This is a genomic window from Sphaerochaeta sp., assembly GCF_050256055.1.
Lineage (GTDB): Bacteria > Spirochaetota > Spirochaetia > Sphaerochaetales > Sphaerochaetaceae > Sphaerochaeta.
Genome location: NZ_JBFWIJ010000007.1, coordinates 76,328 through 99,365, shown reverse-complemented (window position 1 = coordinate 99,365; position 23,038 = coordinate 76,328). Strand labels below are relative to the sequence as shown.

The following is a 23,038-nucleotide window of genomic DNA, read 5'->3' as shown; positions in this document are numbered from 1 at the left end:
TCCTTGTAGAAAAGGAGATTCATAGGCATGAGTTCCTCGCTTCTCTTGAAAAACATATTTTGTCTGCAACCAAGTTTTGATGGACCCCAGTATCATGGAGCCGATCTGCTTATCGTCGGGAACAAGGTTGAGGCAATCGCCCCGAATGGGGGCCTGGTTGCCCCGGGTAAGGTTCGGACCATCGACTGCTCGAAACACGTAGTCATTCCCGGTCTGGTCAATACACACCATCATTTCTACCAGACGCTGACACGCAACCATCCTGCGGTACAGAACGCCAAGTTGTTCGATTGGCTTACCTTCCTCTACGACGTTTGGAAGTACGTTGATGAGGAAGCGGTATATTATTCCTCACTGCTTGCAATGGCTGAACTGATGAAGACCGGCTGCACGCTGACCACCGACCATCATTACCTCTATCCCCGTTCATTCGGGGGGGATTTGATGGGAATCCAATTCGAAGCCGCCGATACCTTGGGCATGCGTTTCAGCCCGACCAGGGGATCGATGAGTCTGAGCAAAAAAGACGGGGGGCTTCCTCCGGACAGTGTCGTCCAGACCGAGGACGAGATTCTCAGCGACAGCGAGCGCTGCATCAAGACATATCATGATCCAAGTGGGGATGCAATGCACAAGATTGCGCTTGCTCCCTGTTCCCCGTTCAGTGTCACGAAACCCTTGATGAAGGATACCGCAGATTTAGCACGCAAATACGGCGTGCGTTTGCACACCCATTTGTGCGAAACCTATGATGAAGCCGATTTCTGCCAATCCATGTACGGCATGCGTCCCTTGGCTTTGATGCAGGAGTGCAATCTCATCGGTGAGGATGTCTGGTATGCCCATGGCATTCACTTCAATGATGAGGAACTGAAGGTCCTCAGTGAGACCAAGACGCATATCGCCCATTGTCCTTCCTCGAACATGCGTCTGGGCAGTGGCATCTGCCGCGTCAACGAGATGCTCAAGCAGAACATCAACGTGGCCATTGCCGTTGATGGGAGTGCAAGCAATGATAGTTCGGATATGCTTGCCGAGGTCAGACAGGCAATGTTGCTGCAACGGGTCCGATACGGAGCCGATGGATTGACTGCGAACGAGGCGTTCACCATGGCGACCGAGAATGGGGCCAAATTGCTCAATTTCACTGAAGTTGGTAGACTGGAGAAAGGTTGGACCGCCGATCTTGCCATCTATGATGTCTCGACCATCCCGTATGCGGGAAGTCAGAGTGATCCGGTGGCGAGTCTGCTTTTCTGCGGTACCAATCACAATACGGACTACACGATCATCAATGGGAAAGTGGTAGTCGATCACGGACAGCTGGTGGGTTTCGATGAGCAGGAGCTTGCACAAAAAGCGAACGCCATCAGCAAGCGGCTGCTCGAACGTGCTGCCAGACAGGAGGCTGTATGATACAGGAATTATTTATTGCCACCAGTAGTGAGGATGCGTTGAATCTTAAGCGTTCACATGCCAAGAGCGTGTTTTATGCCGGCGGAACGGAAATCAATCGTCTCCATTCAACGGTGGATGCCAAGACTGCAATCAGTCTGGCCAAACTTGGGCTGAATGCCATCACCGACGAAGGTTCCTATATCCGCATTGGGAGTATGGTGACGCTTCAGCAGTTGGTGGAATCCGAATTGGTGCCCCAGTGGCTGAAGGATGCAGCCTTGTTCTGTGGATCCTTCACTCGGAGGAACATGGCCACCATCGGGGGCAATCTTGCCTTGATGAGTGACCATTCCTATTTGGCACCGGCATTGCTTGCTTCCCGCTGCCGCTTGTTGACGGCCAACTTGACCGAGGGCGGGGCGTATAGTGAGGACAATATCCCCATTCGTGAGTACCATGCATACCACTTGCAGTTCTCTGGGACCTTGATTTTGGCAATCAGTCTCTCCAAGGACAGCAGGTATGTCGGCTCGTTGCGGTTTGCCACCAGCAGTCAGAATCGTGCATCGGTGACCGTCGGCTTCGGGGCGACGCTCAACAGCGAACAGGTCATTGATCATGTCCGGGTGTTTGCAGCTGTCCATGGAAGTGGGGTCCAGCGTCTCAATGCTGTGGAGAACGCCATCGAGAACGGGGAGTTGACCACCGGCTCGGATATGCAGCTCGCCGTCCACCACAGCGTCGTAGGTATGGACGACTACACGGCGACTGCAGAGTACAAGCGCTACATCGCCAGTGAAGGGCTTTCCTCTCTCTTTACCGCATTTCTGAAAGGAGGCGCACGATGAACACGATTGTCTGCACCGTAAATGGGAAAAAACATACCGTTGCCTGTGAAGGCTCGGAGTCATTGCGTGCTTTACTGGTGCGCCTCGGCTACATCAGCGTCCGTGATAGTGACGACCGTGAAGGATTCGCAGGATCAGACACCATCATCCTCAATGATGTTCCGGTGTATGCCAACCTGATGCTGGCCGCCCAGGCCGATGGCAGTGAAATCCGGACCGCAGAGGGATTGGGCACGAGTCGCAACCTCAACGTGATTCAGCAGGCTATGATCGACGCCGGCATCGTGCAGAGTGCATACAATGCCCCCGCCGCTGCGTTGTTGCTTACTTGGTTGCTGGAGCGTGAAAGCAACCCCACCAAAGCCCAGATCGACCAAGTGCTCAGTGGTATCTTCATCCGAGACACCGGCTATGAACACTATTATCTTGCGGTCAAGCTGGCTGTGGAGCGCATGCAGAGCGGACGCTACCAGTCTGAGATCGCACCTTCCTTCCGCGAAGAGTTGACGTATGTCGGCAAGGCGAAAGGAAAGATTGATGGGCCGCAACTGGTCGCCGGCGAAGCCAGCTTTGTTGAGGACCGGGTGCTTCCCGGCTATTATTCCATGGTGGTTCTCCGCAGCCCCTATGCACATGCATACATCACCAGCATCGATACAAGCGATGCATCGGCGATGGATGGGGTGCTCTCCATCATCACCCATGAGAATTGTCCCGATGTCTTCTACATGCAGGCAGGGCAGGGGAATCCTGAACCCAGTCCGCATGACCGCAGGCTCTTCAACCGCAAGGTCCGCCATGTCGGTGACCGGGTGGCTGCAATTGTTGCAGAGACCATGGAACAGGCTATCGCCGCCCGTGATGCAATCAAGGTGGAATACGAGGTTCTCAAGCCGGTGTTCACCGTTGAGGAGGCAATGGCCGAGGGCGCTCCGTTGGTTCACAATGGGCTCGTCGAATATCGCGCTGGTGCCCCGGACGATTTGGAGGCATACAACAAGAGTGCCGATCCAAGGGATGGGAAAGTCATTTACCAATTCCCGCTGCATGGAGACATCCATCACAACATTGCATCCGCTGCCCATGGCCATATCGGTGATGTGGAGAAAGGATTCGCCGAGGCCGATGCCGTGGTGGAGCGGACGTACCAGACCAGCCAGATCCAGTGTACTCCCTTGGAACCCCACATCTGTTATGCAAAGATTGACGGCGGCCGCTTGGTCGTGCACGCATCCACGCAGGTTCCCTATCATGTCAGACGCATCGTCGCATGGGTCTGCCAGATTCCGGAGAATAAGATCCGTGTCATCAAGGAACGGGTCGGCGGCGGATATGGCTCCAAGCAAGATATCCTGGTCGAGGATTTGGTCGGGTATGCTACGTGGTTGACCGGAAAACCCATTTTGTATCGCAATACCCGTGAGGAGGAGTTCATCGCCAACTCTACACGGCATCCCATGCGGGTGACCGTCAAGATGGGCGCGAAAAAGGATGGGTCCATCACTGCAGTCTACATGGACGTCAGGGCAAACACCGGCCCGTATGGAAACCATTGTCTGACAGTTCCAATGAATGCATGTTCAAAGACGCTGCCGTTGCTCAAATGCGACAACATGAAGTTCGATGTCATCACCTATTACACAAATATCCCTCCTACCGGTGCGTATCAGGGATACGGAGCTCCAAAAGGTTCCTATGGTTTGATGGTCTGCATGGCCGAGCTTGCCGATGCCTTGGGAATCGATTACTACGACATGGCCATGAAGAACAAGGTCGAGAGCGGTTATATGCTTGAGATTCTCAAGGGTCTCGGAGAGGGGCGCGAGGGTACGGTCGTACCGGTTGGGTCCTGTGGTCTCGAACAAGCGTTGGTTGAAGGCGCAAAGATGATCAAATGGGGCAAGAAGGAGAAAGGTGAGGGAGCCGACTGGAAAATCGGGAAAGGGTTTGCCATGATCCAGCAGGGAAGCGGGCTTCCCGGACTCGACCATTCCAATGCCTGGGCCAAGCTGTTGACCGATGGGACGTTCCAGATTTTCAGCGGTGGCGCCGATTTGGGTACCGGCCTGGATACAATCAGTGCCAAGATGATCAGTGAAACGTTCTGCGTTCCTCTTGAGCTGGTCACGGTAACCAGCGGCGATACCGACAGCTGTACCTTCGATACCGGTGCCTATGCATCCAGCGGTACGTACTTCAGCGGCAATGCCTCATATCTGGCGGCGCAGGACCTGAAGAAGAACCTTTTGGACGAGGCAGCATACCAATTGGGGGAGGCTGTGGAGGATTTGGTGCTTCGCGCCCCTGGCGAAGTCTCCAGTGTAAAGACTGGCAAGACGCTTTCCTATGCGAAGCTCAGCCATGATGCACTGACCGGCACCGGCCGTGGCCAGGTGATGGGGCGTGCCTCGTTCACCACCAACCACAACTCCATCCCGTACGGCGCCCATTTCGCCCAGGTCGCTGTCAACGTGAGAACCGGTCAGGTCAAGGTGCAGAAATACTATGCACTGCAGGATGCAGGAACCCCGATCAATCCGGAACTTGCATTGTGCCAGATGTACGGTGCGTCCTTGAAGTCCATCGGACATACCCTGTATGAGCAGATGATTCTGGACGAGGAGGGCCGATGCCTGAACCCGACACTTGCCGAGTACGGAGTACCGATGATTGCTGACAAGCCGGAGGACTTCAAAGCGGTCCTGATCGATGTCAATGATGAAGTCGGGCCGTTCGGCGCGAAATCCATCAGTGAAATTGCAACCAATGGGGCAGCCCCTGCCATTGCTACAGCCATTCATGATGCCGTCGGTATCTGGATGCGTTCCTGGCCGTTCACCCCGGAAAAAATCCTGAAGGAGTTGGGCAAGATCTCATAGAATCTTGCAACAAACTGCAACATTAAATCTAGACAACGGCACCCCGCCATGGTATAGTGCCATTGTCTGGATTTTTTATGAACAAAACCAATGGAGGTTCCACCACATGAAGGACAAAGCCACTATTTCGAAGATGATCGAGGAGTTGAAGACCCTCAAGACAGACAACATGTATCTCAATGACTTCTTTCATACTTGGAAAGAGTCAGACGATGAAATCGCTGCCGTATTCCAGGTAGCTGAAGTTCTGCGCGCCATGCGTGAGAACAACATTTCCACCAAGGTGTTCGACAGTGGTTTGGGAATCTCCGTTTTCCGCGATAACTCCACCCGTACCCGTTTCAGTTTCGCCAGTGCCTGCAACCTGCTCGGTCTTGAAGTCCAGGACCTTGATGAGAAAACCAGCCAGATCGCCCATGGGGAGACGGTCCGTGAGACTGCCAACATGGTAAGCTTCATGGCCGACGTTATCGGCATCCGCGATGACATGTATATCGGAAAGGGCCACACCTACATGAAGACCGTAGCTCAGGCGGTCCAGGAAGGGTATGACGATGGCGTCCTCGAGCAGAGACCCACGCTGGTGAACCTCCAGTGTGATATCGACCATCCGACCCAGAGTATGGCTGACATGCTCCATGTCATCAATTACTTCGGTGGAGTAGAGAATCTCAAGGGCAAGAAAGTCGCCATGACCTGGGCCTACAGCCCATCCTACGGCAAGCCTCTCTCCGTGCCCCAGGGCATCATCGGACTGTTCACCCGTTTCGGCATGGATGTCGTACTTGCGCATCCCGAAGGGTACAATGTGATGGCCGAGGTTGAGGAAGTCGCCAAGGAAAACGCCAAGAAAAGCGGTGGCTCCTATGCGCGTGTTGCATCCATGGCCGAAGCATTCAAAGATGCCGATATCGTCTACCCCAAGAGTTGGGCTCCGTTTGCCGTAATGGAAGAGAGAACCAAGATCGTCGAGCAGGGTGATCAGGATGCCTTGAAGGCGTTGGAGAAGTCCTGTCTGGCGAACAACGCCAAGTTCAAGGAATGGACATGCACCGAAGACCTGATGAAGACGACTAAGAACGGAAAGGCTCTGTACATGCACTGCCTGCCTGCCGACATCAGCGGTCTCTCCTGCAAGGAAGGAGAAGTGGAAGCATCCGTATTCGATCGATATCTGGTTCCCCTGTACAAGGAAGCCAGCTACAAACCGTACGTCATCGCTGCCATGATTTTCCTGGCCAAGTTCAAGAACCCCTCTGCAAAGCTTGAGGAACTGCTTGAAGCGGCAACCAAGAGAATTCTCTAAACCTTTGATTGAAAGAAAAATGAGGAGAGCCGGGGTGACCCGGCTCTTACTGTTTCAATACGTGTATTGCATCAATGGCGTTCTACGAATTGGATCTTCAAACCGTTGGGGTCGGTGACGTAGAAGAATTTGATCATGGGATTGGGGCTGAAGGGTCCCTCTACTCCGAGCCCTCGTTCCTGTACGAAGGAGAGCATCTGATCCAAATTATTTGTGGCAAAACCAAGGCTGATCCCTTTGCCGATCGGATCGGCTGTTTCCTTGGTGGGGTGATAGAGCAGCTCCACCTGTGTTTCTCCGTCGCCGAGGAATGCAAGTTCCGTATCCACTCCATTTTTCATCCGGTTCATCAGTTTCAGTCCTACCACTTCCTGGTAGAACGCCAGACTCTCTTCCATGTTGCGTACCGTCAGTGTGCTCCAAAGAAATTGCATGTTGTTTTCCTCCCATGCCTATAATGATTGACAAGCCAAATATGCAGTCGAAAAGGCTGCCTGCAAATTGAATCCTCCACTTTCGCCATCGTAGTCGAGTATTTCTCCACACACGAAAAGCCCGGGTTGGATCAAGGACTCCATGGTTTTTCTATTGACTTCCTGCAAGGCGACTCCGCCCCGAGTCACCATTGCAGATGAAAAGCCTTTCACCGAAGCTACGGTGAGACTGTGGTTGGTGATCCGGTTGGTCAGATCAAGGCGTTGGTGCTTGTTCAATGCTGAGGTGGTGATGTCATCTGCAAGTCCTGCTTGGCTAAGGAGCTCCTGCACCAGGGCGGAAAAGAGCCCCGCTTGTTTGAGCAACGTAGAGACCTGTTTCGCTTGCTTGGACAACAGGATCTGTTCCATCTCAACATGGGCTGCTTGCCTGTTCGAGGCAGGAACGAGCGTCAACTTGATTACATCATGTTTCTGGATTTCCCTGGATGCAGTGAGGATCACCGGGCCGCTGAGTCCGTCGTGGGTGAACAGGACATCACCGATATCCGAGCGGTATCGTTTGGCTTCTCCTTGATGAAAGAATTCAACGAATACCGAGCGCACGGCATTTCCGGCCAATGCCCGATACGGATATGCTTCGATGCTGATGGCACTGAGCGCCGGCCGAGTCGGGACGATCGTATGACCAAGCTGCTTCGCCAAAGCATAGCCGCTGCCGTCACTGCCTGTACGGGGATAGCTCATGCCGCCGGTTGCCAGCAGTATCTTTCTTGCTTGAAAGACGCCTTTGGTGGAAGTGATTGTAAAACCTTCGTCATTTCGTACGATAGCCGATACCCGCGCATCGGTGATCAATTCGGCTTTGCCTTCCCGTACCAAAAGGGTACGTACATCGCGGGCATCCTGGGAGGATGGAAAAACCTTTCCATCCTCGCGGATCATCAACGCCAGGCCACGTTGCTCGAACCACTTTCGTAAGCTTGCAGGCGGAAAATTCTCCAAGGCAGGCAAGAGAAAGTTGCGTTGGTCCTTGCCTCCGAAATGTGCAAGGAACGCCTTTGGGGAAAGCGTATTGGTAAGGTTGCACATCCCGCTTCCGGTAATCAGCAACTTTTTCCCCGGTTGCGGAGATTGGTCGAGCAGAAGCGCGTTGTGTGTCCTCAGATTTGCACTGGCGAACAACCCTCCGGCACCGGAGCCTACGATCAGGACATCATACATAGCCCTATTCTAGCAGAAGTCATGGTCAATGTCTGTGACTAATACCCATAATATGGCTTGAACCAGGAGGCGAATGCTGCCAAGCCCTCTTCGAGGGGGGTATCTGGCCTGAAATCAAAGTCCTGTATTAAATCGGTGACGTCTGCGTAGGTTTGGTAGACATCGCCCATTTGCATCGGAAGGTATTCCTTAACCGCCTCTTTTCCCAGGGTTTGTTCAAGAATCTCAATGAATCGGCTCAACTTGACCGGTTTGTTGTTTCCGATGTTGTAGACCTTGTATTGGTCTCCGAAGGAATTCTTTACGGGAGGATTGGGGATGATGCGCTGCAGTGCGCTGATGATGTCATCGACGTAGGTGAAATCACGATACATGTCGCCATGATTGAACACCTTGATGGATTTTCCCTCCATTATTCGTTTGCTGAAAGAAAAATAGGCCATATCAGGTCTCCCGTAGGGACCATAGACGGTGAAAAAACGGAGGCCGGTGGAAGGGATCTGGTACAAGTGGGTGTATGCATGGGCCATGAGCTCGTTGGACTTCTTCGTTGCGGCATACAGGCTGACCGGATGGTCGACCTGATCAGAGGTGGAGTAGGGGATTTTGCTGTTCAGTCCATAGACGGAACTGGATGATGCATAGACCAGATGCTTGACCTCGTGATGACGGCATGCTTCCAGGATATTCAAAAAACCCGCCAGATTGGACTGCAGGTACGCGTACGGATTGTCTATGCTGTAGCGGACCCCGGCTTGTGCACCCAGGTTGACCACATAGGCAATGTGATGCCGTTCAAAGATTTCGTCGAGTGCTTGTTTGTTTGCCAGGTCGGTTTTATAGAAGAGAAAGTGTTCGTGAGAGAGAAGTCTCAGACGTTCTTCCTTGAGACTGACCTCGTAATAATCATTCAGATTGTCGACTCCGATGACCGTGCACCCCAGGCCCAATAGGCGCCTTGCAAGATGAAATCCGATGAAACCGGCCGCCCCGGTTACCAAATAGACGGCGCCTATATCGAGCGATGAATAATTGCTTCGCATCACATACTCCTTGCTTTGCATTGTAGCTGAGAAATCTTGCTCTTGGTAGCGCAAAAGAAAGCTGGACCCCATTCTTGAGGTCCAGCATAGGCAAGGTGAAGTAACGTCAGATTGCGCTGAACAGAATCTTCAGGACGAACAGGGCGAAAACAACCCAGGTCATCTTGGAAATCTCTTTGGTCTTCTTGGTAAAGAGCTTGATCAACACAAAGGAGATGATACCGAACATGATACCATCGGCGATGCTGTAGGCAACGATCATGAAGATGATGGTAAGGAATGCCGGGATGGCTTCGGTCATTTCGGTCCATTCGATTTCGGTGACCGGGGTCATCATCATGACGCCGACGATGATCAGAGCCGGAGCGGTTGCTGCACTGGGGATGGAACCGAACAACGGTTCGAGGAACAGCGAAAGGAGGAAGAGAATGGCGACAACCAGAGAAGTCAGACCGGTGCGTCCACCCTCCACGACACCGGCAGAGGATTCCACGAAGGTAGTGACGGTGGAGGTTCCCAGGACAGCACCCACGGTGGTACCGACTGCGTCAGCAAACAGAGCTTCCTTACAGTTGGGGATTGATCCGTCTTTTGCGATCATGCCGGCCTTGGTGGTGCATCCGATCAAGGTTCCGACTGTGTCGAACATATCAACAAACAAGAAGGTAAACATGATAATGACGAAATCAATGCTCAGGATTCCGGAGAAATCGAACGGGAAGAAGTATGGGGTTGGAGGAACGAAGGAACCGCCGGCATATTTGGTCAGGCCGAACGGAATGCCGATGATCGTGGTGATGATGATACCGATCAGAAGCGCGCCGTTGACTTTGTATGCCAACAGGACACCGGTGATCAACAAACCGAGCATGGCAAGACCGGGAGCTCCCTTGAACCAATCGGCGGACAGCCCGACGAGGGTTGCATCATTGTTGGTGATGATGCCGGCGTTCTGCATGCCGATGAAGGCAATGAACAGACCGATACCAACGCCTATTGCTTTCTTGATGTTTGCCGGAATGCTGTTGACAATGGCTTCGCGGATGTTCACAGCCGTCAGGATCAGGAAGATGATACCTTCAACGAAAACGGCGGTCAGTGCGAACTCCCATTTGTACCCCATGCCGAGGACGACGGTGAAAGCCAAGAAGGCGTTCAGTCCCATACCGGGGGCGAGAGCGAACGGGAGGTTAGCCAACAGGGACATAACCAAGGTTGCGATTGCAGAGGCAATTGCAGTTGCTGCAAATACCTTTGAGAAATCCATTCCAGCGTTGGAAAGGATGCCGGGGTTGACGGCAAGAATGTAGGCCATGGTAAGGAAGGTGGTTAAACCTGCCATGATCTCAGTCTTGACGTTTGTTTTTCGTTCTTTGAGCTTGAAAAACTTTTCCATCGATGCACTCCTTGCAGATGATTTGAATAGTAACATTTTAGCGCATGGTTTGCAGTTCGTACAGAAAAATCGTCAGATTTGTTATATAACCAAATTATGGGGTACATTTTCGATAAAGTGGATAAATAATATTGGAGATTATTGCTCTAAAGTTAAAAATGTAAAATTTTACTATTGATACAAAGTATTAAAAAATACGATAATTATCCCAGTAATGGATACGAAGTTTTCTCTTGAAGAATCGTGGTGAGGTGGTACACTACTACAAATACGTTGCAGTTTGTTGCTAAAAGGAGTGCGCATGGTAACCAAAGAGATGCTGGGAAGTATTGTAGATACCGCTGCAAGGCGGAAGAGAGCTCAGCTGTGCATCACCAATGCTCATGTTTTGGATGTATATAACAAGGAATGGTTCGACGCGGATGTGCTGGTCAGCGAGGGTTGTTTCACCGGGTTCGCCCCGAGTGGAAGCGGCGAAGCCGAACAAATCGTGGACGCCGGCGGAAGGTATCTTGTCCCCGGATTCATTGACAGCCATGTGCATATCGAGTCGAGTCATGCCACACCCCAGGAATTCTCAAATCTGGTCGTTCCCTGCGGAACCACCACCGTTATTGCAGACCCGCATGAAATCTGCAATGTCTGTGGATTGGATGGCCTGTCCTATATGCTGGATGCCTCCAAGGATACCGCCTTGCAAGCTTTTTTTGTTGTTCCCTCCTGTGTTCCGGCCACCACGTTTGAACACAGTGGGGCAGTCATCGGTCCAGATGATCTGATTCAACCGTTGCAGGAGGAACGCATCCTTGGCTTGGGGGAGATGATGGATTATCCGGGCGTCATCGCCGGTTCTTCGTTGGTACTGGACAAAATCATGGAAGCGAGAAAAGCCGGCAAGATCATCGATGGCCATAGCCCGGCAATCAGTGATGCCGATCTGGATGCGTATAGTGCCTGCTCGATCCATACCGATCATGAATGTGAGAATGGTATGGAGTTGCATGAGCGGATCAGAAGAGGCATGTATGTCATGCTCCGCCAAGGATCGGCCTGTCATAATGTATTGAATCTCCTCGGAGGCGTCACCCCTCAGAACAGCAGGCGGTGCATCTTCTGTACCGATGACCGCCAACCGATGAGTATCCTTGCCGAAGGGCATATCAACAACAATGTACGACTTGCCGTTGGGGCGGGTCTCGATGTCATCGAGGCGCTCTGCATGGCTACGATCAATAGCTGTGACTGTTATCATCTGACCGATCGTGGGGCCATAGCCCCCGGGCTTCGGGCGGATTTCTCGCTGTGTGACAATCTTCAGGATTTCACCATGCATCAGGTGTATGTTGCTGGAAAACTTGTTGCCCGGGACCAGAACATGCTTAAGCCGAATAGCAGCGCAGTCGATGGAAGGGTCACCGGAAGAATGGATGTTAAGAATTTTTCCGCAGATCGATTGAAGCTGGCTCTCGGTGATACGCATGTACGGGTCATCGACATCATCCCCGGTGGGGTGGTGACCGGTGCCGGGGAAGCAACCGTCAAACTCGAGGATGGGCTTTGGGTCCATGATCCGCAGCAGGATATCGTCAAACTCGCCGTAGTGGAGCGGCATAAAGGGACGGGAAATGTCGCCGTAGCGTTGCTTCGCGGCTATGATCTGCAGGGGGGTGCACTTGCCACTTCGGTTGCCCATGACTCACACAACATCATCGTCTGTGGGGATAATGATGGTGATATGGCGCTTGCCGTTGAAGAACTCATCAGGCTGGGCGGAGGGATGTCCATTGTCAAGCAGGGGGTGGTCCTCTCTTCCTTCGAACAACCGGTTGCCGGTTTGATGAGCTATGCAAACGGAAAAACGATTGCCGATACGCTTGAGTCCCTGCATGCCATCGCGACGAAGGAGTTGCATATTTCCGATTCGGTCGATCCGTTCATGACCTTGTGTTTCATGTCGCTTCCGGTGATCCCAGTCTATAAATTGACCGATATGGGATTGTTTGATGTGACCAAATTCTCGTTCGTTCCCCTGGAGCTCAATAGATAAATGTTTTCTCTCCAAGCTGGCACACTTCCAGCGATGTATCATACAAGGTGGTCAGCATTTCGGTGGTGACCACCTCTTCTTTTGGGCCGAAGCACAAAAGCGATCCCTTCTTGAGCATGGCGACATGGGTAGCCAAGGCATAGGCAAGATTGGCATCGTGTGTGGTGAACATCAGCGTTCTGCCTTGCGCGTGCAGGCCTCTGAGAATTGAGAGGACACGTATTCTGTTTGCTGGGTCCAATGCGCTGGTAGGCTCGTCGAGCAACAACAGGCTGCTCTGTTGGGCGATGGCGCGGGCAAGCAGCAGCAATTGGTGTTCTCCTCCGGACAGATTGGTGATGCTTCTGTCTTGATAGTGCTCCAGCCCTACTTCGCAAAGCGCCTGATAGGCGATCTGTGCATCCGCCGGGGATGGGGTCCCCAATTCCGAAAGATAAGGGCTCCGCCCGAACAGGACGTAGTCCAGCAGGGTGAAGGAAAAATTGGATGGTTCGCTCTGGGGAACCAAAGCCAGGGTTCTGCCTAGTTCCTTCCTTCCATAATCACTGAGTTTCTTGTCGAAGAGCAAGACTGAGTCATCAGTCTTCCACCCCAGCAGGATGTCGAGTAAAGTCGATTTCCCTGCTCCGTTCGCCCCAAGGATGGCAACGCTCTGCCCTTGTGCAATATCCAGACTGATATCGCAGAGGGCACGGTTTCCGCCTGGGTAGGTATAGGTGAGGTTCTTGATGGATAAGGCGTTCATGCTTTGCCTTCTTGATGTTTGAGACTGAGGATGATGATGAACATGATCGATCCCAAGAAACTCGTCAACAGTCCGATCGGGATTTCGGTGGGAAGCACAGTCCTTCCCAGCGTATCGCAGAACAGCAGGAAGCAAGAACCCAGGACCATGGAACCGGGAAGACTGAACGAGCTGTCCGATCCGAAGAGTTTACGGCCCAGATGGGGGGTGATCAAGCCGACCCAACCGATCAGGCCGGTGATGGAAATGGTGAGAGTGGTTCCGATTGTGGCCACACACAGTAGGATGATGCGGTCCCGTTTTGGATTGAGGCCGACGGAAAAGGCGGTTTTCTCCTGCAGGGAAAGCAGATTCATCCTCCAACGGAATCCATACAGAATCACCAGACAGAGGATGACCAATCCGAGGACGGAAAAAATTTGATTCCATGAGGCATTCCACAGACCACCCATCATCCAGAAGGTGATGTCCTGCAGATCCTTGGTAGGTTCAGCCACCAACTTTACCACCCCCAGCGCGCTTGCAAAAATTGCGGAGACTGCAATCCCGCTGAGGACCAGTCTGAGAAGCCAACCGCCGAAATGAAATCGTTTGGCCAACTCATAGGAAGAGAGAAGCGCGAGCAATCCGAACACGGTGGCACTGGCCTGTATCATCGCCCCCTTGGAAAAACCCAATACGATCATCAGGGCGGCTCCGAATGCCGCCCCTTGGCTTACTCCCAAAAATCCTGGTTCCACCAAGGGGTTGGAGAAGAGCATCTGGAAGGTGAAACCGCTGGCACTGAGCATGGCACCGGCAAGCAAGGCGAGCAGGATACGAGGTAGCCGTATGTTGAGGATGATGGACCTGGTCATCTGGTTTTTCAACCAATCGGAGGGAATGGAAAAGCCGGCGGTAGGGTACCGGCCGGCGAATAGGAAGAGGAAGGCGAACAACAACGTGGCCAAGCTAAGCAACGTAAGCAGCCAAGCTCTTTTGTGTTGGATCAGGATATAGGATTGGGAAGCGTTCATACTTGGTTTTCAGCGATGCTCTTTTGGTAAGCATCGACGAGGGTCTGCAGCTTCTGTTCATCTTTGATCCCGTAGAAATCCCGATAGAAGGAAGCAACCTCAGATGCCATATCCATGTTGGCAAACTGATCAGGGTAGACAGTCTTGGCCATCCATTGGAGTCCGAGTATCCAGGAGGCAACCGGTTGGATGTAGTTCATCATGTCCGAGGGGCTGGCCAGTACTTGATGGTTTTTCACCGCCTTCAACTGCGCCCAGGGTTTTGCATCATAGACGGCCTTCAGATACTGGTCGGAGCCGATACGATAGTTGACCAGGATGATAATATCGGGATCCCATGCCGCGATTTGTTCGAAACTGACCGTCGACCATCCGTTGGCGGCCGTGTTGGCCCCTTCCCATACCGGTATGGCGTTGATGGTTTGTACCATCCAGGTCTGCATCCAGGAATCCGGGGCGATTTTGTACGCATAGGTGTTGTCGGTACGATCTGCCTGCAGGATGAGCACACGTTTTTGTTGGTCTTTCGGTATTGCTTTGACGGTGTCGGTGAGTTTTTGCATACGCTGGTCATACAGGGCGAGTATCTGCTTGGCTCTCGCAGTATTCTTCAAAAGTTTTCCCAGTTCATTGATTTCGTGCATCCATTGACCATAGGTTTCGAGATTCATCGTATAGTTGGGAATGCCCAACTGGTCAAGTTTTTTGCACAATGCCTCGTAGTTGGATGTTTTGGTCAGGATGACATCGCTGTTCTTCGTTGCCAACTCTTCGACACTTGCATTCTGTGCAAGCCTAGGCTTTTGGTCGAGATCCGGTCTGAGGAAAGAGAAAAAATCGCCCAACCCTTGGTCGGTCTTGGCCGACTCGATGGTCATGGTCTGGGATTCAGGGAACAGGAACAATGCATTGGCCGGCATGATGGCCGCCTTGCCTGCGATCAAGATATGTTCCGGTTTTTGGGGCAGTTTGAGCGTCCTGTTGTTTGCATCGGTCGCTTGGTAATAAGCACCTTGGTTCATTGTCTGCTCGGCATTCGCCTGTGCGAAGAGAAGGGAAGGGAATACCAAAAGAAGGCACAAGAACGTACGTAATTTCATGGATATGGCTCCTTGCTGTTGCGATTGGTTGCATTTTACCATTATACATTTGTAAATGCAATCGCATTTGCTCCTGACTTGCTTTGCTTTCTCCCTTGATACCTTCTTGCATTCAGTTTACTGTTAGGGTAATCGCAAAAAAGGATTGCACCTATGGAGAAAGAGACTCTACAGCAAAAGATTCGCGCATTGCGCCAAAGCGCCAAGCATCTTTCTGCAAGTACTGCAGAAGAAAGGAACTCCCTGCTGATCGCCATCGAAACAGGGTTGCGTGAGGCATTCCCCCGGATCAAGGCGGCAAATGATGAGGATGTCCGAATTTCTGAGGAAGCCGGACAGAAACCGGCGCTGGTCAAGCGCCTGATCTTCAACGAGGATAAATTGGAAGCCACCGCGCTCGGCTTGCGCCAAGTAGCTGCTCTGCCTGATCCCATCGGAAAGGTTCGCCAGCGCCGCCTGCTTGATGACGGTTTGCTGTTGGAACAGGTCAGTTTTCCCATCGGGGTGATCGGCATGATCTTCGAGGCGCGTCCGGATGCCTTGGTGCAGATTGTTTCTTTGTGCCTGAAAAGTGGGAATGGCATCATTCTCAAAGGTGGTCGTGAGGCGTTCAGAACCAATACTGCGTTGGTGCAATGCATCAAGAAACAGTGTGCGGCATCACCGCTCGGGGATGAGTGGTTGCTTTTGTTGGAAAGTCATGGCGATGTTGATCAGATGCTTGGGATGGAAGAGGACATCGATTTGTTGATTCCCCGTGGGTCCAACCAATTCGTACGGTATGTCATGGAGCATACCTCGATTCCCGTACTCGGGCATGCCGACGGCATCTGTCATGTGTATGTGGACAAGGATGCCGATCTCATCAAAGCCGTAGAGATCGCATACGATGCGAAGACCCAGTATCCTGCAGCGTGCAATGCGGTGGAGACCTTGCTCGTCCATGCGGATGTGGCCGCCCTATTCATTCCCCGAATGGCTGAACGATTCAAACAAGCGAAGGTGGTGATGCATGGGGATGCCCGTACCGCCGCATTGATCGATTGCATACCCTATCAGGAAGGGGACTGGCGGATGGAATATCTAGCTCTGGAGATCAATATCAGGGTGGTTGATTCTCTCATGGTTGCGATTGATCACATCGAGACCTACGGTTCTCACCATACCGATGCCATCGTCAGCGAGAATCAGGATGCGATCAAGCGCTTTTATGCATTGGTCGATTCTGCGGATGTCTTTGCAAACTGCTCCACTCGGTTTGCCGACGGGTTCAGATTCGGTTTGGGTGCGGAAGTCGGTATCAGTACGGCGAAAATTCATGCTCGCGGACCGGTCGGCTTGGAAGGCTTGATGAGCACCAAGTATCTGGTCCAAGGTTCGGGTCAGGTGGTTGCAACCTACAGTGGAGGCAATGCACAGTCCTTTTTTCATGAGGACCTTTCGCTAGAGGGGCCTTCCTTGGTGTCGGGAGTACGGTAATGAGTCGTGATCTTTCCTCAGTTTCCCGCATCGTGTTGAAAGTTGGAACAAACCTGCTCTCAACCAAGGATGGGATTGATGAGTCCTGCATCGATTCGATCGTTACACAGATGGCAGCGTTGGTTGCACAGGGCTACCAAGTGCTTTTGGTGACCTCCGGAGCCATCGGCATGGGGGCGAAGGAACTTCATCTTTCAGGTCCGGTTAAACAGGTCGCCATGCGTCAGGCCTGTGCGTCAATCGGCCAACCCCTGCTGATGTCCAGCTACCGCAAGGCATGCAAAAAGCATGAGCTGGTGTGTTCCCAGATCCTGCTCACCCGCAAAGACTTCAACAACCGACGTACCTATGTGAATCTGCGCAACAGCGTATTCACTCTGCTTGAGCTCGGAGTGGTGCCCATCTTCAACGAGAACGATGTGGTCAGCACGGCTGAAATCGGCTCTGCATTCGGGGACAATGACCGGATGAGCGCAATGGTTGCCAGTAAGATTGATGCCGATCTTTTGATCATTCTTACCGATATTCCCGGCCTGTATACCGCTGATCCCAAAAAAGACAATCAGGCGCAGTTGCTCAGTGATATCGAAAGGATCGACGACACCATTCTTTCCTATGCCGGAGGAGCCGGTTCCACCTATTCCACCGGCGGGATGAAGACGAAGCTGCTGGCTGCAAAGATTGCTTCCTTGGCTGGATGCGGAACGATCATCGCCAGCGGGTATGAAGAGAATGCACTGCTTCGGCTGTTGGGTGGAGAACCATTGGGTACCTACATCCATCCGGATACTCGGTTGAGCCAGCGCGAGCGTTGGATCATGAACAACTCCCATCTTGGATGGATCGAGGTCGATGAAGGGGCCAAGCAGGCACTGCTTGCGAAAAAAAGTCTTTTGCCGAAGGGTGTAGTCCGGGTACACGGGGTATTCGGTTCGGGTGATGTCATCCAGGTTTGTACTACCGATGGCAAACCGTTCGCCAAGGCGGTGCCCTATTACAACAGCACCGACATTGCGTCGGTTGCAGGGCACAGCAGCAAGGATATCGAGGCAATCCTTGGCGAAGGGCATAAGGGCGTAATTTTCCGTCCAGAGGATTTGGTGTTGCTCGACGATGTTGAATAACTATCGGATTTACCGCAGAAAGCAGGAAATCGGCTCGCGTATCACTCGGTTGCACAACACCGAGCAGCTTGCCGTGGGTTTGCTTGACAGCGGTACGCCTGAGCAATTGACAGAAGCGCTTGACTGGTATGTCCTCTCTATGAACTACAGCCTGCATGTGGTGACCCAGGAGGGGCGATTTGATATTCCCCATATGCAGGAACGATACAAGGATGTCACGTTCTTGGTCTTCACCACCCATACCTTCACCGGGGAAAAGATCAATGCGGTAGCCAATGAATGCAGGACCAATCTTTTTCTCATCGTGCGTAGTGACACGTTGTTGGTGACCTTCGATGGGCAACAGCTCTTTTCCGCCATGGCCGAAAGTGATCATCCATCTGCAATCTGCGCCACCCTTGCCAATGCATACCGGGAAATAGTTCCCTGCTGCCGCATACCGCGTCTGGTGGACCGAAATCTGGATCCGGATGCTGATTTCCCTCGTTTGGAAGCGAATGAAAGTCTTCCCACCTTATATCCGGTTATGTGTCTTGCCTTGTATGATCGTGCACTTTTCCAACGGCTGCGCGGATTCGATGAAAACATCCATAGTGAATATTGGCAAGCCCTTGATTTCGGCATCCGCTGCCACCTGCTGGGGTACACCGTGGAGATCAGCAATTCACTTCTGCTTCAGTTCCCCGACCGGGAGAGTGTGATCGAAGACCGAAGTGAAGCGCAAGGGTTCGAGCGTTGCTATACCAAAGCCCTGTCGGTACAGCAGGTGAACGGGAAAAACATTGCCCGGAAATACAAGGGATATACAGATAACGAAGTCTACCAAACCGAAGTCAAGAAGCGGATGCTTTGGCTTCAGAAGCTGGATTTTCATCAACTTTGTGAACGATGGCCGAAGGAGAACGCATGAAAAGACTCTTCTCCGTCTGCCTGCTGCTTGGATTTCTGGCATGTGGATTGGCTGCGGCAACAGACCCCTTCTCCTATCCAGTGGGGACGGTGATCCTGGATGCCGGTCATGGTGGCCATGACCCGGGCGCATCCTATGCATGGAGCTTCACCGGCGGCACCATCTATGAGCGTGATCTGAATCTTGACATTACGCGGCGCCTTGCTGCGTTGCTTTCAGTATCGCACCCAGAGCTGAATATTGTACAGACCCGTGCCGATGATACGTATGTGAGTTTGGATCAGCGTTGCAGCATCGCCTACACGACCCCCTTGAAAAGCCTGCAAAGCTCCCTGTTTGTTTCCATACATGTCAATAGCGCCCAAAGTCCCGATGCAAAGGGGTTCGAGATTCTTACCAAGCGCCAAGAAAAGCGCGTGGTTTTGTTGGATGATCAGACGCCGCTTGAAAATCTTGTGCTCTTCTCCTCGAGTTCCCTGACTGGACTCAACCGTATGTTGAATCATCGCAATCTGATTGTTGCCTCGACCTTCGCCCAAACACTTTCCGAGCAGCTGATCACCACAGCCAACCGAGGCGTCAAGGAACGGGATCTGTATGTTTTGAATGCAAGCCGCATGCCCTCGGTGTTGGTGGAAGTCGGGTTCATCACCAACGAGGAGGATGCCCGAAACCTGAGTTCACCCCAATTTAGACAGCATCTCGCCCAAGCGTTGTCGCTTGCAATCGAGAAATGTCTCTGAAGGAGGTTTCTATGCAGCAATATGACCTGCGGTCGGTGTACAAGCATCTGTATCAGCCGAAAACAGAACCTTCAGTGGTGGAGGTCCCTTCACTGAACTACATCGTTTTGGATGGAGAAGGGGATCCGGAAGAGGATGCCTATACCCAAGCTGTCGATATCCTGTTTTCCATCAGCGATGGTCTGCGGGAGGAATTTGGTCAGCAGCATCGGTACAAACCGTTTGTGGTCGCTCCCTTGGAATGTGTATGGACAGCGGTGGAAGTGGAAAACCGGAGGACATGGCAGTGGTCGGCCATGATAGCACAGCCCGATTGGGTTGATGCACAAATATTTTCCCTGGTTCGGGACGAAGTGGCCTTCAGAAAAGGGGTTCCCACGGAAAACGTCAGGCTCTGTTCCCTTGTCGACGGGTTATGCGTTACGCTTCTGCACTTGGGCTCCTATGAGACCGAGAACCAGAGCTTTGAGAAGATGGAGGCATTTTGCCGACAACAGAACCTCACGCGTACCAGCGCTTCCCATCGGGAGATATATCTCGATCATCCAAGACAAGGGGATGAACAGTTGCTGAAGACCATTCTGCGGTTTACCGTGCGCTAAAGCTCTTCCTTTGCCTTCCTTCGTTGCGCAACCAGCAGGTCCATCTTCAATTTCTTGAGTTTTGCCGAAAGACTGACCTTGTAGATATGCGGGTTGATTTGGCGGAGATAACTCGTATGGAACAAGGCAAGGTTCTTACGGGCAAGATCTTGGATTTCCTGGACACTTGGTTTGTCTCCGATGCGCTTCCCGTTGGCCATTTTCTGGCTCAACAGTGGTTCACACCGATGGTAGCGATCGCTCTGCATCTCGAAGAAGTCAGCTTCAGCAAAGGGGTGATAAAATGTATATTTTTTACCAGAAACGATTTGTTCGGAATCCAAGGTAATAAGATCAGCTAATGCCCCACCATCTCCGTCAAAGAAGCGATAGACTTGTTTGATACCGGGATTCGTAGTTTTCTCAAAGCTGTTGGAAATCTTCATCGTGGGAATGATCTGTCCCTCTTTGCCTTCCTTTGCCGCCAGCTTGTACACTCCGTTGAGGGATGCTTGGCTTCCACCGGTGACCAAATGGGTGCCGATGCCCCAACTGTCGATCGGAACCTCATCATGCACAAGAGTCTGTACGATTTCCTCGGTCAAGTCGTTGGATACCACGATGGTTGCATCCGTAAGTCCGGCATCATCGAGCTTCTTTCTGATGACCCGAGGCAAATAGGAAAGGTCTCCGCTGTCGATGCGGACCCCGATTTTCTTGCCTTTCTTTTTCTGTTCCAAGCCTACGATGATGGCGTTGTCGATTCCTGACCCCAACGTATCATAGGTGTCGATCAACAGCACCGTATTGTCAGGGTACAGTTGTGCATATACCCGGAAAGATTGGAGTTCACTGTCAAAGCTCATGATCCAGGAGTGTGCCATGGTGCCGGCTACCGGGATGTTGAACGCTTTTCCCGCAAGGGTGTTGCTGGTCACTTGGCAGCCGCCGATGAAAGCTGCGCGGCTTGCCGAGAGAGCACCATCCTCCCCTTGGGCACGACGCAATCCGAATTCCATCAGGTTGCCGCGACTACAGGCCAAGGACATGCGGGAAGCCTTGGTCGCGATCAGACTCTGAAAATTCAGGGTGTTCAAAAGAAGGCCTTCGATCAGTTGTGCCTCAATGAGGTCGGTTTGGATCCTCAGAAGCGGTTCGCCGGGGAATACAACCTGGCCTTCATCCATCGCATAGACATCGCCACCGAAGTGATATTCCCGCAAATAGGCCAGGAATTCTGAAGAAAAGGTACCCAAACTGCCCAGATACTCGATATCGTCATCACTGAAGCACAATGATTGCAACTTGTCGATCAAATCATGCAAACCGGCAAAAATGACATATCCCCCTTCAAACGGATTGGTACGGTAGAACATGTCGAACACTACTTGCGGATTATGCTTCTGTTCGAAGTATCCTTGCATCATGGTCAATTCATAAAAATCGGTGATCAGGGCGCTTGTATGCATGTTTCCTTCCTTATGAACGGGATATCTTGGAGAACCCGGTGTAGGGGACCAACGCATCAGGGATGCGAATCGATCCATCCTCAGTCTGGAAGTTCTCCAATATGGCGACCATGGCCCTGCTCAGTGCAATGGCGGTTCCATTGAGCATATGAACGAACTGGTTTTTGCCTTCGGCATCCTTGTATCGGATGGAAAGAGAACGAGCCTGGTAATCGGTGCAGTTGCTCGTGGAGGTCACCTCCCCGTATTCTCCGTTGTCTCCACGGCCTGGCATCCATGCCTCGATGTCGAACTTTCGATATGCGGGGGCTCCGAGATCTCCGGTGCAGGTATCGACGATCCGGTAGGCAAGGCCGAGACCACCGAAAATCTCCTCTTCTATCTCAAGCAGGAGTTGGTGGTATGCATCGGACTGTTCGGGAAGGCAATAGATGAACATTTCCAGTTTGGAGAACTGATGCACCCGGTACAACCCCTTCGAATACTGACCGGCACCACCGGCTTCGCGTCGGAAGCAGTGGGAGAGTCCTGCCATTTTGATCGGTAGTTGGTCCATTTCAAGGATTTGGTTCGCATAGTATCCGCCCAAGGTGATCTCAGCTGTTCCCACCAGACAGGAGTCGGTCCCCTCAATGGTGTAGATGTTGCTTTCCTCGCCCCGGGGATTGAAACCGATCCCCGCAAGGATCTCTTCCTTGGCGATATCCGGCGTGATGAACGGGGTGAATCCCTTTTTCATAACGATATCCATCGCATAGCGTTCCAAGGCCATTTGCAGAATGACCGCCTCGCGCTTCAGGTAATAGAACTTGGGTCCGCTGACCCGGGTAGCCGTGTCAAAGTCAATGAGGTCGAGCTTTTCGGCAAGTTGTACATGATCGAGCGGCTTGAACGAAAATTGCGGGACGGTTCCGACAAACTTGATGGCGGTGTTGTCCTTATCTTCCTTCCCCACGGGAGCCAGTGGATGTGCGTAGTTGGGAATGGTCCTGGCTTGCATCTGGAAATCCGATTCAACCGATTGCAGCTGCGCTTCCACGGCGGCGATGGTCTCCTTCACGTTCTTCCCTTCTGCAATCAAGGCGGCGCGTATATCCGCATCCAGCTTTCCCTTCATTTTTTGTGCGTTTTCATTGCGCTTGGCCCGAAGATTCTCCGCTTCCTGCATCAATTGCGAGCGGCGTTCCTGCAAGTCGATGATCGCATCGATGTCAACCTGCATGTTTCGTACTCGAATGTTCTGTGCGATCTCATCTCGTCTGGTTTTCAGTTCTTTTAAATCTATCATGATGGTTC

General features: G+C 52.3%; 19 protein-coding genes. 10 read left to right on the top strand and 9 right to left on the bottom strand.

Annotated features, from left to right (window positions below):
- Positions 1 to 27 precede the first annotated feature (27 nt).
- The 4 genes from AB7C91_RS04580 to ygeW all read left to right on the top strand — a co-directional run bounded on the left by AB7C91_RS04580 (position 28) and on the right by ygeW (position 6,431).
- On the top strand, positions 28 to 1,416 hold the full coding sequence (locus tag AB7C91_RS04580; RefSeq protein ID WP_332446365.1) for an 8-oxoguanine deaminase: 1,389 nt from the start codon (positions 28 to 30) through the stop codon (positions 1,414 to 1,416).
- Complete coding sequence (locus tag AB7C91_RS04575; RefSeq protein WP_332446364.1) at positions 1,413 to 2,246, top strand: FAD binding domain-containing protein; 834 nt, start codon at positions 1,413 to 1,415, stop codon at positions 2,244 to 2,246. The genes AB7C91_RS04580 and AB7C91_RS04575 overlap by 4 nt, the downstream gene beginning before the upstream one ends.
- Positions 2,243 to 5,125, top strand: coding sequence for a molybdopterin-dependent oxidoreductase Mo/Fe-S-binding subunit (locus AB7C91_RS04570; protein ID WP_428589519.1), 2,883 nt, complete (start codon positions 2,243 to 2,245; stop codon positions 5,123 to 5,125). Before AB7C91_RS04575 ends, AB7C91_RS04570 begins: the two co-directional genes overlap by 4 nt.
- Positions 5,126 to 5,231: 106 nt before the next feature.
- Positions 5,232 to 6,431 (top strand): knotted carbamoyltransferase YgeW, encoded by a 1,200-nt coding sequence (ygeW, locus tag AB7C91_RS04565; protein WP_332446362.1) that lies wholly within the window; start codon positions 5,232 to 5,234, stop codon positions 6,429 to 6,431.
- Positions 6,432 to 6,502: 71 nt separating this feature from the next.
- Here the strand turns inward: ygeW and AB7C91_RS04560 are convergent, their stop codons facing one another.
- From AB7C91_RS04560 to AB7C91_RS04545, 4 genes are all read right to left on the bottom strand, one after another.
- A complete protein-coding gene (locus tag AB7C91_RS04560; protein WP_428589515.1) occupies positions 6,503 to 6,865 on the bottom strand; it encodes a VOC family protein in 363 nt (120 codons plus the stop codon).
- A gap of 18 nt (positions 6,866 to 6,883) precedes the next feature.
- The gene (locus AB7C91_RS04555) at positions 6,884 to 8,089 is read right to left on the bottom strand and encodes an aminoacetone oxidase family FAD-binding enzyme (protein ID WP_332446360.1); all 1,206 of its coding nucleotides are present in this window, start codon (positions 8,087 to 8,089) and stop codon (positions 6,884 to 6,886) included.
- Between the two features lie 38 nt (positions 8,090 to 8,127).
- Positions 8,128 to 9,132 carry an NAD-dependent epimerase/dehydratase family protein gene (locus tag AB7C91_RS04550; RefSeq protein ID WP_332446359.1) on the bottom strand — a complete coding sequence of 335 codons (1,005 nt, stop codon included), beginning with the start codon at positions 9,130 to 9,132 and terminating at the stop codon, positions 8,128 to 8,130.
- Between the two features lie 106 nt (positions 9,133 to 9,238).
- Positions 9,239 to 10,528, bottom strand: coding sequence for an NCS2 family permease (locus AB7C91_RS04545; RefSeq protein WP_332446358.1), 1,290 nt, complete (start codon positions 10,526 to 10,528; stop codon positions 9,239 to 9,241).
- Positions 10,529 to 10,829: 301 nt separating this feature from the next.
- Between AB7C91_RS04545 and ade the strand changes: the two genes are divergently transcribed.
- Positions 10,830 to 12,575: an adenine deaminase gene (gene ade, locus AB7C91_RS04540; protein ID WP_428589510.1), complete on the top strand. Its 1,746-nt coding sequence runs from the start codon at positions 10,830 to 10,832 to the stop codon at positions 12,573 to 12,575.
- Here the strand turns inward: ade and AB7C91_RS04535 are convergent.
- Genes AB7C91_RS04535 through AB7C91_RS04525 form a run of 3 tightly spaced genes read right to left on the bottom strand, consistent with a single transcriptional unit; the run spans position 12,565 to position 15,436 of the window.
- Complete coding sequence (locus AB7C91_RS04535; protein ID WP_332446356.1) at positions 12,565 to 13,320, bottom strand: ABC transporter ATP-binding protein; 756 nt, start codon at positions 13,318 to 13,320, stop codon at positions 12,565 to 12,567. The genes ade and AB7C91_RS04535 overlap by 11 nt on opposite strands.
- On the bottom strand, positions 13,317 to 14,336 hold the full coding sequence (locus AB7C91_RS04530; protein WP_428589507.1) for a FecCD family ABC transporter permease: 1,020 nt from the start codon (positions 14,334 to 14,336) through the stop codon (positions 13,317 to 13,319). The genes AB7C91_RS04535 and AB7C91_RS04530 overlap by 4 nt, the downstream gene beginning before the upstream one ends.
- Positions 14,333 to 15,436, bottom strand: a complete 1,104-nt coding sequence (locus AB7C91_RS04525) for an ABC transporter substrate-binding protein (RefSeq protein ID WP_428589504.1) — start codon at positions 15,434 to 15,436, stop codon at positions 14,333 to 14,335. The genes AB7C91_RS04530 and AB7C91_RS04525 overlap by 4 nt, the downstream gene beginning before the upstream one ends.
- A gap of 153 nt (positions 15,437 to 15,589) precedes the next feature.
- Here AB7C91_RS04525 and AB7C91_RS04520 point away from each other — a divergent pair, with 153 nt between their 5' ends.
- The 5 genes from AB7C91_RS04520 to AB7C91_RS04500 are packed head-to-tail and all read left to right on the top strand — an operon-like array spanning position 15,590 to position 20,294.
- On the top strand, positions 15,590 to 16,915 hold the full coding sequence (locus tag AB7C91_RS04520; protein ID WP_428589501.1) for a glutamate-5-semialdehyde dehydrogenase: 1,326 nt from the start codon (positions 15,590 to 15,592) through the stop codon (positions 16,913 to 16,915).
- Complete coding sequence (gene proB, locus AB7C91_RS04515) at positions 16,915 to 18,039, top strand: glutamate 5-kinase (RefSeq protein ID WP_332446352.1); 1,125 nt, start codon at positions 16,915 to 16,917, stop codon at positions 18,037 to 18,039. The genes AB7C91_RS04520 and proB overlap by 1 nt, the downstream gene beginning before the upstream one ends.
- Positions 18,029 to 18,949 (top strand): hypothetical protein, encoded by a 921-nt coding sequence (locus AB7C91_RS04510; protein ID WP_332446351.1) that lies wholly within the window; start codon positions 18,029 to 18,031, stop codon positions 18,947 to 18,949. Before proB ends, AB7C91_RS04510 begins: the two co-directional genes overlap by 11 nt.
- Positions 18,946 to 19,692, top strand: coding sequence for an N-acetylmuramoyl-L-alanine amidase (locus tag AB7C91_RS04505; protein WP_332446350.1), 747 nt, complete (start codon positions 18,946 to 18,948; stop codon positions 19,690 to 19,692). Before AB7C91_RS04510 ends, AB7C91_RS04505 begins: the two co-directional genes overlap by 4 nt.
- Before the next feature lie 11 nt (positions 19,693 to 19,703).
- Complete coding sequence (locus AB7C91_RS04500) at positions 19,704 to 20,294, top strand: GyrI-like domain-containing protein (protein WP_428589496.1); 591 nt, start codon at positions 19,704 to 19,706, stop codon at positions 20,292 to 20,294.
- Here the strand turns inward: AB7C91_RS04500 and AB7C91_RS04495 are convergent.
- Complete coding sequence (locus tag AB7C91_RS04495) at positions 20,291 to 21,742, bottom strand: nicotinate phosphoribosyltransferase (protein ID WP_332446348.1); 1,452 nt, start codon at positions 21,740 to 21,742, stop codon at positions 20,291 to 20,293. The genes AB7C91_RS04500 and AB7C91_RS04495 overlap by 4 nt on opposite strands.
- Before the next feature lie 10 nt (positions 21,743 to 21,752).
- Positions 21,753 to 23,030 carry a serine--tRNA ligase gene (gene serS / locus AB7C91_RS04490; RefSeq protein ID WP_332446347.1) on the bottom strand — a complete coding sequence of 426 codons (1,278 nt, stop codon included), beginning with the start codon at positions 23,028 to 23,030 and terminating at the stop codon, positions 21,753 to 21,755.
- Positions 23,031 to 23,038: the final 8 nt, after the last annotated feature.